The sequence below is a fragment of the Pseudoxanthomonas sp. LjRoot125 genome (assembly GCF_964252705.1).
Lineage (GTDB): Bacteria > Pseudomonadota > Gammaproteobacteria > Xanthomonadales > Xanthomonadaceae > Pseudoxanthomonas_A.
This window is the reverse complement of record NZ_CAXUOY020000001.1, coordinates 1,208,351-1,222,178: the sequence shown is the minus strand read 5'-3', so window position 1 is coordinate 1,222,178 and position 13,828 is coordinate 1,208,351. Positions and strand designations below refer to the sequence as shown.

General features: G+C 64.8%; 13 protein-coding genes. 4 read left to right on the top strand and 9 right to left on the bottom strand.

The annotated features are described in order from the left end of the window. Positions 1-154: 154 nt before the first annotated feature. The 5 genes from ACSION_RS05540 to sucC form a co-directional block, all read right to left on the bottom strand. Complete coding sequence (locus tag ACSION_RS05540) at positions 155-1,054, bottom strand: DUF4097 family beta strand repeat-containing protein (protein WP_435305195.1); 900 nt, start codon at positions 1,052-1,054, stop codon at positions 155-157. Between the two features lie 10 nt (positions 1,055-1,064). Next, a complete protein-coding gene (locus tag ACSION_RS05535; protein WP_435305194.1) occupies positions 1,065-1,544 on the bottom strand; it encodes a hypothetical protein in 480 nt (159 codons plus the stop codon). Continuing rightward, positions 1,541-2,116, bottom strand: coding sequence for an RNA polymerase sigma factor (locus ACSION_RS05530; RefSeq protein WP_435305193.1), 576 nt, complete (start codon positions 2,114-2,116; stop codon positions 1,541-1,543). The genes ACSION_RS05535 and ACSION_RS05530 overlap by 4 nt, the downstream gene beginning before the upstream one ends. Before the next feature lie 116 nt (positions 2,117-2,232). Next, positions 2,233-3,111 carry a succinate--CoA ligase subunit alpha gene (gene sucD / locus ACSION_RS05525; protein ID WP_056878046.1) on the bottom strand — a complete coding sequence of 293 codons (879 nt, stop codon included), beginning with the start codon at positions 3,109-3,111 and terminating at the stop codon, positions 2,233-2,235. A 27-nt stretch (positions 3,112-3,138) separates the two neighbouring features. Next, complete coding sequence (sucC, locus tag ACSION_RS05520; RefSeq protein ID WP_093490206.1) at positions 3,139-4,308, bottom strand: ADP-forming succinate--CoA ligase subunit beta; 1,170 nt, start codon at positions 4,306-4,308, stop codon at positions 3,139-3,141. A 200-nt stretch (positions 4,309-4,508) separates the two neighbouring features. Here sucC and ACSION_RS05515 point away from each other — a divergent pair, with 200 nt between their 5' ends. The 4 genes from ACSION_RS05515 (at position 4,509) to ACSION_RS05500 (ending at position 10,501) form a co-directional block, all read left to right on the top strand. After that, positions 4,509-6,131, top strand: coding sequence for a sensor histidine kinase (locus tag ACSION_RS05515; protein ID WP_435305192.1), 1,623 nt, complete (start codon positions 4,509-4,511; stop codon positions 6,129-6,131). A gap of 81 nt (positions 6,132-6,212) precedes the next feature. Beyond that, the gene (locus tag ACSION_RS05510) at positions 6,213-7,613 is read left to right on the top strand and encodes a sigma-54-dependent transcriptional regulator (protein ID WP_435305191.1); all 1,401 of its coding nucleotides are present in this window, start codon (positions 6,213-6,215) and stop codon (positions 7,611-7,613) included. Positions 7,614-8,085: 472 nt separating this feature from the next. Further along, the gene (locus ACSION_RS05505) at positions 8,086-8,505 is read left to right on the top strand and encodes a pilin (RefSeq protein WP_435305190.1); all 420 of its coding nucleotides are present in this window, start codon (positions 8,086-8,088) and stop codon (positions 8,503-8,505) included. Between the two features lie 67 nt (positions 8,506-8,572). Next, positions 8,573-10,501, top strand: a complete 1,929-nt coding sequence (locus tag ACSION_RS05500) for a hypothetical protein (RefSeq protein WP_435305189.1) — start codon at positions 8,573-8,575, stop codon at positions 10,499-10,501. 33 nt (positions 10,502-10,534) lie between these two features. On the opposite strand, the gene ACSION_RS05495 is transcribed toward ACSION_RS05500, so the two are convergent. From ACSION_RS05495 to ACSION_RS05480, 4 genes are read right to left on the bottom strand one after another with little or no spacing between them, the layout of a single operon-like run. Continuing rightward, a complete protein-coding gene (locus ACSION_RS05495) occupies positions 10,535-11,041 on the bottom strand; it encodes an acyltransferase (protein WP_435305188.1) in 507 nt (168 codons plus the stop codon). Continuing rightward, complete coding sequence (locus ACSION_RS05490; protein WP_435305187.1) at positions 11,034-11,996, bottom strand: lysylphosphatidylglycerol synthase domain-containing protein; 963 nt, start codon at positions 11,994-11,996, stop codon at positions 11,034-11,036. The genes ACSION_RS05495 and ACSION_RS05490 overlap by 8 nt, the downstream gene beginning before the upstream one ends. After that, a complete protein-coding gene (locus ACSION_RS05485; protein WP_435305186.1) occupies positions 11,993-13,141 on the bottom strand; it encodes a glycosyltransferase in 1,149 nt (382 codons plus the stop codon). Before ACSION_RS05485 ends, ACSION_RS05490 begins: the two co-directional genes overlap by 4 nt. Next, a complete protein-coding gene (locus ACSION_RS05480; protein WP_435306660.1) occupies positions 13,138-13,827 on the bottom strand; it encodes a class I SAM-dependent methyltransferase in 690 nt (229 codons plus the stop codon). Before ACSION_RS05480 ends, ACSION_RS05485 begins: the two co-directional genes overlap by 4 nt. Between the last annotated feature and the right edge of the window lies 1 nt (position 13,828).

Here is a 13,828-nt window from a genome sequence, read left to right as displayed (position 1 = left end):
GTTACTTGGGAAACAGTTTCTGATGTAACGAAACTATCGGCTCGGCGCCGCACGTCGGGCGGCCATCGCGGCAAAGACGGCGAGGCCTATTCAGAAATGAAAACGGGACCGCGATGCAGCATCGCGGTCCCGAATACGTTACTTAAGCGCTCGCTTACTCGACTCGCACTTCGGCACTGCCGGAGAACGTCTCCACGCTCACGCGCGCGCTGCCATCGCCGTAGCGCGTCGTGAAGCTCGATCCGGGCCCGCGACGCTTCTCGATGGTGACGCCTGTTGCCTTGAGCGAGCCGCTGAAACTCTCTCCGCTCACCTGCGCGGACACGTTCTTCGGCAGCCGCAGGATCAGGTCGCCACTGACGGATTCCATGCTGATCTCGCCTGCAGGCGCCACGTCGGTGCTGACCTCCACGCGACCACTGACCGTGCTTGCGCCCAAGTCGCGGACTTTCTCGCCGTTGACGATCACTTCGATACGCCCGGACACCGTCTCCGCGTCGATCTCGCCGGCGAGGCGGCCACGCAACAGGATCGAACCGCTCACGGTGGCGACATCGACATCGTCGCTGTTGAGCGTCAGGGTGGCGTTGCCGCTTACGGTCTCGACGTCGGCCTTGCGCGGGGCGGCGGCGGCCACGACGCCGCCGCTCACCGTGCTGATGGACATCTCGCTGGACGCCAGTCCGGTGACATGCACATCGGCGGCCACCGACTCGACATCCAGATCGGCACGCAGCGGCACCATCACCACCAGATCGGTCGGACCGGTCTTTTCGCCACCCCAGCCATTGTTCTTCGGGTAGCGCACCTCGATGCTGACCTGCGGGCCGGAACCGTCGATGTCCAATTTCTCCACGCCCTTGCCGAGCGTGCCGGTCACCTGCACTTCGTTGCGCTCCCAACCGCGCACTTCGATGCGGCCCTTGAGGTTGCTGATGTCCACGCGGCCGCGCGCGTCCAACGGGCGGGTCTCGTTGATGGCGGTCTGGGCGAGTGCCGTGGGCGCGACCAGCGCCATCGCCAGCAGCAGGGAGAAGGAAAGTGTCGTACGCATGGGGAACTCCTCAGGTCATGGCCGCGCGCTGGGTCAACACCAGGCGGCGGGCGTAGGTACGGCGCAATTGGTCGAGCAGGAAGCGCGCGTTGGGATCGGTGGCGATGGCATGGCGGATCTCCGCCGCGCTCTCATCCAGCGCGTGCAGCGCCGGGCCGTATTCGGGCGAACCCTTCGCCTGCACATCCAACTGCGCCAGCGCGCCGGTGTAGTCGCGGGTCAGGGCGGCGGCCTCGCGCTGGATCACCGCGTCGCCGGTAGGCGTACGCTGCAGCTGCCACGTCACGGCGACCGCCAACAGCACGGAGGCGGCCAGCGCGAACGGGGCCAGAACCCGTCGCTTCGGTGCGATAGCGTGCTGGGGTGCCGATGCCAGTCGCGCGGCGATATCGGGCCACAGGTCGCGCGTTGGCGGCGTGTCCTGGCGCAGCGCGCGCAATTGCCAGCGCAGTGCGTCGTCGGACGGCGAAGTGGGGTCGTGGGGGCTCATGCGTGTACTCCTAAGCGCTCGCGCAGCAAGTGCCGCGCACGGTGCAACTGGGCTTTTGAACTGCCTACCGCCATGCCCAGCTCGGCGGCGATCTCTTCGTGCTTCCAGCCTTCGACGTCGTACAGGACCAGGACCGCGCGGGCGCGCGGCGGCAGGGTGGCGACGGCCCGCTCCAGGTCCATCGAAAGGGCCGTGGTCTGCCCCGCGCTGTCGGCCAGGCCCAGTCCCTCGATGGCGTCCTCGTCCTCATCGAAGCGGGGACCGTTGCGGCGGCTGCGCAACTCCATCAGCGCGGTATTCACGGCCAGCCGATGCAGCCAGGTGCCGAAGGCGCTTTCGAACCGGAAGGCCGGCAGCGCCTGCCACGCGCGCACGAAAGCTTCCTGGGTCAGGTCCTCCGCGCGCACGCCGTGGAAACCGACCAGGCGTTGGATGACGCCATGCACGCGCCCGGCGTGGCGGCGGTAGAGCGCCTCGAAAGCCTGCGTGTCGCCACCTGCGGCAGACCGTGCCAAGGCACTGTCCACGGCGGCGGCCGCATCCGGCGAGGGGCTGTCGGCGATGGGTTCCATGACGGTTGCATTCAGCATACTGACTACGATGCCCGTTCGTGCAGGAAGGTTTAAGGGGCCGGAAACGCAGAAAGCCGCCCGGGGGCGGCTTTCCACGAGGCCGGTGGCGGCTGGCCTTATTTCTTCAGGCGGGCCGCGATGGCCGCACCCAGGTCGCCCGGCGAGCGCACCGTGGTGACGCCGGCGGCTTCCATCGCCGCGAACTTGCCTTCCGCCGTGCCCTTGCCGCCGCTGGCGATCGCACCGGCATGGCCCATGCGCTTGCCGGCCGGGGCCGACGCGCCGGCGATGAAGCCCACGACCGGCTTCTTGACGAACTGCTTGATGTACTCGGCGCCGGCCTCCTCGGCATCGCCGCCGATCTCGCCGACCATGATGATGCCTTCGGTCTGCGGGTCTTCGTTGAACAGCTTCAGGCAGTCGACGAAGTTCAGGCCGTTGATCGGGTCGCCGCCGATGCCGATGCAGGTCGACTGGCCCAGGCCCACCTCGGTGGTCTGCTTGACCGCTTCATAGGTCAGCGTGCCCGAGCGCGAAACGATGCCGATCTTGCCCGGCATGTGGATGTGGCCAGGCATGATGCCGATCTTGCACTCGCCCGGCGTGATCACGCCGGGGCAGTTCGGGCCGACCAGCACGGTGTCCGGATGGGCGCGGGTCAGCACGTTCTTGACGCGCAGCATGTCCAGGACCGGGATGCCCTCGGTGATGCAGACGATGACCTTGATGCCGGCCGCGGCCGCTTCGAGGATGGCGTCGGCCGCGAACGGCGGCGGCACGTAGATGACGGACGCGTCGGCGCCCGTGCTCTTGACGGCATCGGCGACGGTGTCGAACACCGGCAGGTCGATGTGGGTCGTGCCGCCCTTGCCCGGGGTCACGCCGCCGACCACCTGGGTGCCGTACTCGATCATCTGGGTGGCGTGGAAGGTGCCCTGCTGGCCGGTGAAGCCCTGCACGATCACCTTCGTGTTCTTGTTGATCAAAACGCTCATGGGAGATTCCTGGTTCGGTGACGTGGATTAGGCGGCGGCCTTGACCGCTTCAACGACCTTCTTGGCGCCGTCGTTGATGTTGTCGGCCGGGATGATGGCCATGCCGCTGTCGCGCAGCAGCTGCTTGCCTTCTTCCACGTTCGTGCCTTCCAGGCGGACCACCACGGGCACCTTGACGCCCACTTCCTTCACCGCGGCGATGATGCCTTCGGCGATCATGTCGCAGCGGACGATGCCGCCGAAGATGTTCACGAAGATGCCCTCGACCTTGTCGGAGGACAGGATCAGCTTGAACGCCTCGATCACGCGCTGCTTGTTGGCACCGCCGCCGACGTCGAGGAAGTTCGCCGGCTCGCCGCCGTTGAGCTTGATGACGTCCATGGTGGCCATCGCCAGGCCGGCGCCGTTGACCATGCAGCCGATGTTGCCGTCCATGGTCACGTAGTTGATGTCCATCTCCGAGGCCAGCACTTCGGTCTCGTCTTCCTGGCTCTTGTCGCGCATGGCGACCAGGTCCTTGTGGCGGAAGCTGGCGTTGTCGTCGCTGTTGAACTTGCCGTCCAGCGCGTACAGGTTGCCGTCGTCCAGGATCGCCAGCGGGTTGATCTCGACCAGCGCCAGGTCCTTCTCGTTGAAGATGCGGTACAGGTTCACCATGATGTTGGCGAACTGGCCCGCCTGCTTGGCGGTCAGACCCATCTTGAAGCCGAACTCGCGGCCCTGGTACGGCTGCACGCCTTCGACGAAGTCGACGTTGAGGCTGTGGATCTTGTCCGGCGTCTCGGCCGCGACCTGCTCGATCTCCACGCCGCCCTCGGACGAGGCGATGTAGGTGATGGTGCGGGTGCCGCGGTCCACCAGGACCGACAGGTACAGCTCCTTGACGATCTCGCCAGCGGTGGTCACCAGCACCAGGTTGACCGGCAGCTCGACGCCGGCGGTCTGGTAGGTGGCCATCTTGGTGCCCAGCATCTTGGCGGCAGCCGCCTTCACGTCGTCGGTGGTCTTGCAGAACTTGACGCCGCCGGCCTTGCCGCGGCCGCCTGCGTGGATCTGGGCCTTGACCATCCAGGGGCCGTTGCCGAGGGACGTGGCGGCCGCGACCGCTTCGTCCGCCGTGGAGGCGACTTTGCCGGCCGGGACCGGGATGCCGTACTCGGCCAGCAGCTGCTTGGCCTGATATTCGTGGAAATTCATGCGTCACCGTGGGTAGGGAACAGAAGACATCGCCCACGGCCGGTGCCAGGGGCAGCGGCGTGGGCAAGCCCCCTATTGTCGCTGACCGGGGCGGGGGGCGCAAAACCTCGGGTCTAAGCCTTTGGTGGAAAAGGACTCGCTGGGCCATGCGGGGGCCGTCATGCCTATACTGGGGGCCTCGCTACAGGGGAAGTACGCGTTTGCGCCAGGCCCAGTCGCTCCTGTCCCGCATCGAATCGGTACCGCGCCGCGAGCTGTATTTCTTCGCGCTGTACCGGCTTCTGGAAGCGGGAATCCTGGCTGCACTGTTGTTCAGCCCCCTCGGCGAAGTGCTGGGCCAGCCCAGGCACGCCGAGCTCGGCACGGCCGTCACCATCGGCTACCTGGTCCTTGCCCTCGTCCTGTTCTTCGTGGGCCGCAACGTCGGCTGGTTGACGTGGATCGTCTTTGCGAGCGTCTGCATCGACGTCGCGGCCGCCACCCTCGCAACCCATGCCCTGCCCGGCGCCACCGCCGGCATCGCGATGATGCTGCTGTTCAACGTCTCGGCGGCCGCCCTGCTGCTGCCCTCCACGCGCATGGCGTTGCTGGTGGCGTTGATCGCGATCGCGGCGCTGTTCGGCGAGTACTTCTTCACCCTGTCCCACGACAGCACGACGAGCCGCTCGGTGGCCGAGGTCATCATGTTCGCGGTCAGCTATCTGGCGCTGGCCTACCTGGCCCATCAGGCCGGGCAGAAAGCGCGGACGAGCCAGGCATTGGCGGACAAGCGCGGCGAGGAAGTCGCCAACCTGTTTGAGGTCAACGAACTGATCATCCGTCGCATGCGCACCGGCGTGCTGGTGGTCGATGCCGACAACCACATCAAACTGGCCAACGAAGCCGCGAGCCTGCTGCTGGGCGATGGGGCCGATGGCCAGGGCACGGATGGGAAAGGCGTTTCGCTGCTGCACGCCGCGCCCGAGCTTGCCCGTCGCCTGCAACGCTGGCGCAATGGCTGGCAGACCGACGAATCGCCGATGCAACTATCGCCGGAGCAACCGGAGGTCCAGCCCCGGTTCGCCCGCCTGCTGGCGGACAGCGAGACCTCGTTGATCTTCCTGGACGATGCCACCGTGGTCTCCCGCCGCGCCGAGTCCCTGACCCTGGCCGCCCTCGGCCGCTTCTCCGCCAGCCTCGCGCACGAAATCCGCAACCCGCTGGCCGCCATCAACTACGCCGTGCAGCTGCTTGAGGAATCCCAGCAGGTCACCGACGGCGATCGTCGCCTGCTGCAGATCATCCACCAGCAATGCCAGCGCACCAACGGCATCGTCGAAAGCGTGCTCGGCCTGGCCCGCCGCGAACGCGCCACACCGGAACACGTGGACCTCAACACGTTCGCCCGCCGGTTCGTCGACGAGTACCAGCAGACCCTGTCGATCGAGACCGATACGCTGGAGCCCATCATTGGCGCCCGGCCGGTTCCCGCGCTGGTCGATCCCCGCCACCTGCAGCAGGTCGTCACCGTGCTGGTGCAGAACGCGCTCAACTACGGCCGCCTGCCCGGTGAATCGGCGCGGGTGCGCCTGCGGGTGTTCAACGCGGAGGGTCGGCCGACCATCGACGTGATGGACCGCGGCCCGGGCATCCCGGAGGCGGTGGCCGCCCAGTTGTTCCGCCCTTTCTTCACCACCTCAGAGCACGGCACCGGGCTGGGCCTCTACATCGCCCGCGAACTGTGCCGCGCCAACCAGGCCACGCTGGAATACGTGCCCGTGCCCGGCGGCGGCAGTTGCTTCCGCATCACCCTCCCAGGCCCGCATGCGTTGTTGCCGGCTTGAGCGCGACGCCCCCGCTGCGCTCGCCTATCATGATTAACATTCAGCCGTTACACTGGCCGCACAGGGGCATGAGGGGGATGCATGAATCAAAGCCGTAGCGCCCTGATCGTCGACGACGAACGTGATATCCGTGAGCTGTTGACGCTGACGCTGGGCCGCATGGGCCTGCGCATCGACACCGCGGCCAACGTGGGCGAAGCCCGCGAGTTGCTGACCCGCAACACCTACGATCTCTGCTTCACCGACATGCGCCTGCCCGACGGCAACGGCATCGACCTGGTCGGCGAGATTTCGCGCAACTATCCGAATACGCCGGTGGCGATGATTACCGCTTTCGGCAACATCGAGCTGGCGGTCGAGGCCCTGAAAGCCGGCGCCTTCGACTTCGTCAGCAAGCCGGTCGACCTGGCCGTGCTGCGCGGCCTGGTGAAGCACGCACTGGAGCTCAACAACGCCGAGCGCGCACCGCCCCCGCCGCCCCCGCCGGAGCAGGCCAGCCGGCTGCTGGGCAACTCTGCTGCCATGGCGTCGCTCCGCGAGACGATCGGCAAGGTCGCCCGCAGCCAGGCGCCCGTCTACATCATGGGCGAATCCGGCACCGGCAAGGAGCTGGTCGCGCGCACCATCCACGAGCAGGGCGCGCGCGCGTCCGGACCGTTCGTGCCGGTGAACTGTGGCGCGATCCCCGCCGAACTGATGGAAAGCGAGTTCTTCGGCCACAAGAAGGGCAGCTTCACCGGCGCGCATGCCGACAAGCAGGGCCTGTTCCAGGCGGCCAACGGCGGCACCCTCTTCCTCGACGAGGTCGCCGAGCTGCCGCTGCCGATGCAGGTCAAGCTGCTGCGCGCGATCCAGGAGAAGGCCGTCCGCCCGGTGGGCGCGTCCAGCGAAGTGCAGGTGGATGTCCGCATCCTGTCGGCCACCCACAAGGACCTTGGCGAACTCGCAGCCGACGGCCGCTTCCGCCATGACCTGTACTACCGCATCAACGTGATCGAGTTGCGGGTCCCGCCGCTGCGCGAGCGCACCGGCGATCTGGCCCAGCTGACCAGCGCGATCCTCGAACGCCTGGCCAACCAGCACGGCCGGATGTCGCCCTCGGTATCGCCCGAAGCCATGGAGGCCCTGGGCCGCTACGCCTTCCCCGGCAACGTGCGCGAGCTGGAGAACATCCTCGAGCGCGCCCTCGCCATGTCCGAAGGCCACAGCATCGAGATCGACGACCTGTACCTGCCCCAGGCCCCGGCCGGCAAGAAGTTCGGCGTCGATTTCAGTCCCGGCGAGGTCATCCGCGACGCCCCTGGTGCCGTGGACGTGGACCCCGCCGCAGGCGCCCTGCCCGACTACATCGAGCAACTCGAACGCGCCGCCATCCAGAAGGCCCTGGAAGAAAACCGTTGGAACAAGACCAAGGCCGCCGCCCAGCTCGGCATCACTTTCCGGGCGCTGCGCTACAAGTTGAAGAAGCTGGGGATGGAGTAGGCGGAAGTGACCGCCGGCAGAGACGCCTCAGCCGTCGAAGAACCGTCGCGCCTGCACTTTCGCCCACCGGTACTGCGCGTTGCAGGCGATCAAGACACCTTCCGGACGATCTCGTCCGCCCCTCAGCGTCACAATGTGACGCGTCGCGTCACATGACCATTTCAGCGTCAGTGCTTTGACGAAAACGGAGGCCGCCGCTGCAATGTGTGAATCTGTGATCGCGCCCCGGAATGACCGTGTTTCCCGATACACATCGCCATTAAATGATGCGATAGTCGCCCCCGACTTCGGCGTCTGGGTTCCATTCCGGGAAAGGTTTGGGGGAACCGCTGGGGGCACTGAAAGTTGGCACACATCCTGCTCCATCATCCTAGCCACGTGCAGCCGTTCGCGCGGCGCCCACGGTCCATGCTAGGGACACGGGGCATGTGTGTCCCTACCATCCAAGCCAAATCCTGAAAGGGGAATTGTTATGAAGAAGAACATGCAGGGCTTCACCCTGATCGAACTGATGATCGTCATCGCCATTCTGGGCATCCTGCTGGCCATCGCGATCCCGGCCTATCAGGATTACTCCGTGCGCGCCAAGGTGTCGGAAGCCATGACCATGGCGGCTCCGGCCAAGCTGGCCGTTGCGGAAACGCTGTCGTCCACCGGCACCCTGCCGGCCACGAACACCGCCGCCGGTTATTCGTTCCCGGGCGCCACCAGCTTCGTGACCAGCGTGCTCACGGGCGCCAACGGCGTCATCACCGTCGCCGTGACCGCTGCCACGGGCACCACGGGCAACCTGGTGATGACCCCCACGCGCATCGGCAGCACCGCGCAGCTGACCTGGTCGTGCTCGGCCTCGACCATCCAGGACAAGTATCTGCCGGCCAAGTGCCGCTGATCGCCTGATCGGCTAAGCTTCAAGAAGGCCCCGGCCATGTGCCGGGGCTTTTTTTTGGGGACTATGCGTGACCAGACCTGTTTGGCTCTTCCTGTTGCTTCTCGTGGTCGGCTGCGTGGCCTATTGGCCCGGCTTGTCTGGTCCGCTGGTGTTTGACGACCACCAGAATCTGGCACCCTTGACAGAGTGGCTTGCCGGCAACACCAGCGGCTGGCGTGTCGTGCTGGATAACGCCTCCGGCCTCCTCGGACGCCAGGTGTCGATGGCCAGCCTGGTGTTGAATATTCAGCTCCTGGGGCCGGGCATCTGGGGCCTTAAGCTAGGCAATCTGGTCATTCATTTGATCAACGGTCTTCTGGTGTATCTGCTACTGACGCGACTCTCGCGGGTGGGAGCGCCTGTCCAGGGCATGCATGCGATGGCGCTTCGCTGGGCGCCTTGCATCGTAGCGGGCATATGGCTCCTGCACCCCCTGCAGGTGAGCACCACGCTGTATGTCATCCAACGTATGGCGATGCTGTCGACGCTCTTCACGTTGGCCACGCTGATCCTCTACATCTCCGCTCGCGAGGCACTCACGGCCGGACGGCAGTTGCGGGCGCTTACTCTCTTCAGCAGCGCGGGCGCATGCGTCCTCCTTGCCGTTTTCTCCAAGGAAAATGGGGTGCTGGCACCCGCGCTGTGTGCTCTGATCGAATGGTGGGTGTTCGCGCCCGCCACGGGCAAGCGACGCCATCCTTTGTCTTGGGCGGTCATAGCGATCGGGCTGGTAGCACCCGCACTGGTTGCACTCGCCCTTACTCTGACGCAGTCGCCCTTCATCGTCTCGGAATACGCGAATCGACCCTTCACGCTGTCCGAGCGACTGATGACGCAGGGTCGGGTGCTGTGGGACTACATGGGGGCACTGGTCCTTCCCCACGGGCCGCGCCTGGGGCTGTACCATGACGATTACACCATTTCACGTGGATGGTTGACGCCCGCCTCCACGCTGCTCGCTTGGCTGGGTTGGGTCGCAGCACTGGTTGCCGCGATCCGGTTGCGTACGCGCGTACCGGGCGTTGGGCTAGGGCTGGGCTTCTACCTCATTGCCCAGGCGCTCGAATCAAGCGTCTTCCCGCTGCTAATGTATTTTGAACACCGCGCATACCTGCCTTCAGCGGGCGCGTTGTGGGCGCTCGCCAGCCTGGCAATCTGGGGCGGGCAATGCCTGTCTCGTCGCATGGACCACCCCCAGAAAATCTTCACCCTTGGAATCTTCGCCTTCCTTGTCGCGCTTGCGCTCGCCACGCACGCTCGCGCGCAGGTCTGGCAATCGCAGCAGGCGTTGCTCACCCAAGGGTTGAAGTACCACCCCCATTCGCGGTGGCTGCGTGTGGATGTCGCGCAGGCCTTCATGCAAGCGAACCCGCCGGATCCCGCCGAGGCCCTGCGGCACATCGATGCACTCGCAGGATCGGACCAAGAAAGCACGCGGCGTCTGAGCGGCATCTGGCGCTTGCTGATTGAGTGCTCCACCTCTGGCCAGGCGGATCCCCGCTCAAAGAAGGCTGCGTTCGCTGGGCATATGCAGGACTTGGAGGCAGATCTTCTGGTAAGTATCGAGGCCCTGGCTGACGGCGTGGAGAAAACACCGTGCCGCGGGCTGGGTAGGCAGGACATGGCCCGAGATCTCGTAACGCTCGCCAACCAGACACTAGTCCCCCAGAATCACGCCAACCTGAGGCGCTTGAGATTCAAGGCCGCGCAACTGTATCTGCGTGACGGCGATCCTCACAACGCGATCATGCAGGCGCGAGCGGCATACAGTCGTCCCGCCTCGGAAGCGCCCATCGCCGCGCTGCTGGCGCAACTCGAACTGGCTTATGGTGATCGCAGTGAAGGGCTCAGGATCATTTCCGACCTTGAGCGCCAGATTCCGTCAGATGACCTGACCGGCCGCCAAGTGCTGCTGCAGCTCCAACAGCAAGCAGCAGCCCTATCCGCGCGGCCCTGATCCATTCCAACGAGGGGACTGACGCCGCTCAACTCAACTCGCGAGTTCGCGCGCTGGCACGCCTACATAGACTTTCCCAGAGCGCAGAACGCCGCGCGCCAACGCCCCGGCGCCCAGCGTGACCTCATCGCCGATAATGCTGCCGGACAGGACAATAGCGCCCGCTCCCAACCAGCAGTCCCGACCTACCACTACGCCATTGGCTTCCGGAGGATGTCGATTGCATAGCGGCGCACCATGCGATGACCCAGGGTCGCTGTGACTCATCACGACGACGCGGGGGGCAAGCACGCTGCCTTGGCCGATCGTTACCGGTCCTTGCAGGTCTATCAGGCAATCGGTCCCGATATGGACATCTCTCTCCAAGCACAGGTTGGAAAATCCTGAGCTCAGATTAATGAAGCGGACGTCGTAGATGCGGACATTCTCCCCTACGCGCGCACCCAAGCACTTCAGAAGGCGCGCGCGCAAGCGTGGATGAATCATGACCCGGAGAATCATCTCGAGAACTAGGTAAACCCCGGTCCGGATGTCAGACATGGTGCTCGCTCCCTTGCGATCCGAAAGCCATTGCGCCCCAGCCAATCAAAGCACCCACTGCATCCACCAGAAGGATCGCTGCACGCGATGCGGCCGCCAAGAGCACCATTTGGGATGTTGCCGACTCGACGGCAGGCGCAAGGAGGACCATCGACAGCTCCCTGGCTCCTACCCCCCCGGGCAGCAGACTGACGACGCCAACCAGATGCGACAGCGACATCACCGCAAGCACCCCGAATGCATGCGCCTCAGGCATATCGAGCAGCGCAACGATCAGCAGCCCCCACCCCAGCGCGTAACAGAACGCATACGCCACCAGCAACCCGGCCGAACGTAGACCATCCATGCTGCGCGCACTACGAATCTCAGATGCCAGAAGGCTCTCGTCCTGGACGTCCAGTCGAAGGCGACGCGCTAAGGATGGAAACCGCCGGCAAAGACAATGGATGAAGCGATCTGCGAGACGATAACGCAGCGCGCCTGCCGCGATCACTGCAAACACCGACAACATCGCAACCGCAGTGATTGTCCCTGCATAGACACCGCAGAGCGCTGCAACCCCCACGCCAGTCACGATGATCAGATTCGCCAGCACCAACTCCAGATTGGCGGACAGGACTCGAGCAGAAGCACCGGGCATATCGAGCAAGCCCACTTGCATCACGATGCCCCAGATGCGGCCCGGCAGGTACTTCGCCAGTTGGGACAACAGGAACGCTCCGATGATGACCATGCGTTTCTTCCGCACGTCGCTCCCCGTTCCCATGCAGGAAGCATAAATGACCCCAGCGAACGCATTCGCTGCGGTCAACACCACGATGGACAGCGCCGCGATGTCCCAGCGCGCACCGGTCAGCAGGCTATCGACCTCATCACGACCGACATAAAGCACCCAGGCAAACCAAGCCAAGACCCCCAACAGGATGATCTTCGTGAGAAGCGGGCGCCGCTTCATTCGGCTGTATCCCATCGCTTCAGTATCTTGTCGGCAATGCTCGGAAGGTCGAACTGCACTGCCGTCTGGTCAAGATTGTCGCCCAGCACGGCAGGCGAGTTCCTCAACGCCTCGGACAGGGCGCCGGCAAACGCCCGTGCGCTGACTTCCCGTGCCACCACGCCTACACGGGATACGTTGATGAGCCCGGGAAGATCGCCCACTGGCATTGCGACGACAGCGCAACGCATCTTCATTGCGTCCGAGAAGACTACCGGAATGCTCTCCACTCGGGACGGGATCAGCAGCCAGTCCGCGTCAAGAAGCGCTTGCTCTGCCGCCTCGCGCGCCAAGAACCCACGCAATTCGACCGGACGGCCGTTTGACGCAAACGCCGACATCTTCTCGCGGACGATATCCTCTAGCGGGCCACCACCGCATACCACGACGCGCTCGATAAGTGCCCAGTCCTCATTGCCTAACATTGCCAGCGCATCCAACAGCAGGTCGATACCCTTATTGGGATGCCAGCGCCCCAGGAAGAGCAATCGATAGGGCGCTCGCGAACGCAGCGGCTCTATGCGCCGCCTTGCCGTTCGGCGGGTGCTGGGCAGGAACTCAACGCCCGCTCCACAGATGGTCTCCGCATCATGTGCGAGCTGTACACCGTCAGCCCAACGCTTGCTGGCCCCACGCATCACCTGCGCCAAGCGTCGTCGCACGAATGGAATGCGGCCTAAGCTCCAAATATCGCTACCCAGCGCCCAGGCCGCGTAGGGAACTCCATGCCGCTTTGCGCTGCGCATTGCCCAATCACCGCAGGGCAAGACCCACAGCGCGATGATCCTCTCTACCGGTCCAGATGCCATCGCCGCTTCCGTCGCTTTCTGCCCCGACCGCAAGGTTCGCAGAATCTCCAATGCGTCCCACGGCACCCAAGGCTTGAGCGTTGACAGCGGCGCTTCAGATGTCGGGTATCGATGCACCTGTACGCGCGCGCTCCAGCTTTCCACTTCTGCGCGACGGCCCGGTGCCACTACCTTTACGAACCGACTGGAAGCAAGCTCGTCGGCCAGATCCGCGACAAACGCGCCTGCGGCTTCGCTGCCATCACCCTTGATGGGGAAGGACGATGTTATGAGCAGGATGGCAGGCCCGTCACTCATTCGCAGACGGCCCTGACCCGATAGCCTGCCGTGAACGCCGGCCAAGAAGGCAGTAGCCTGCCAGACAACCATGCACCCATGTTGATCAATGGCATGAGGATCGCAAGCAAGGGGGCAAAGACCAATGCTGGATGTCGAATAGCGACTGCCTGTGCCATCAAACCACTCAAGGCCAGATTGAGCAGTAGTCCGGCCGACTCCGCCGCGGACATACTCTCTTCCACCTCCTCGATGGCCAACCCGGCATTGCTCAAGGTCCGCTTGAGACCATGAAGCGTGAGACGCTGGTAATCATAAGGCGCATCATGGATCGGATAGAGGAACGGCATGGTGAGCAGCAGTGTTCCATCCGGCCTCAGGATGCGGCGAATCTCGGATGCCGCCGCATCCGGGTCACGCAGATGCTCCATGACCTCGAACAGCACCACCGTGTCCACGGAGGCGCTCGGCAGTGGGAGTCGCGCAGCGTCGCCGAAGACGTCGGGCTTCGCACTGTACATTTTCCGCCCCGTGGTCCAATAGTCGACTCCGATGTACGTGCAGCCGGCAGGAAGGCTGCGCTCCACCCAACGATTCGCGCAACCGACATCAACGACCACACCCCGGGCGCAGCGGTGCAGCCAGCCCTTCAGATGTTCTGGTCGGCCAAGTAGCCACTGGGGGTGCAAGGGGGTTCCCCTGCACATA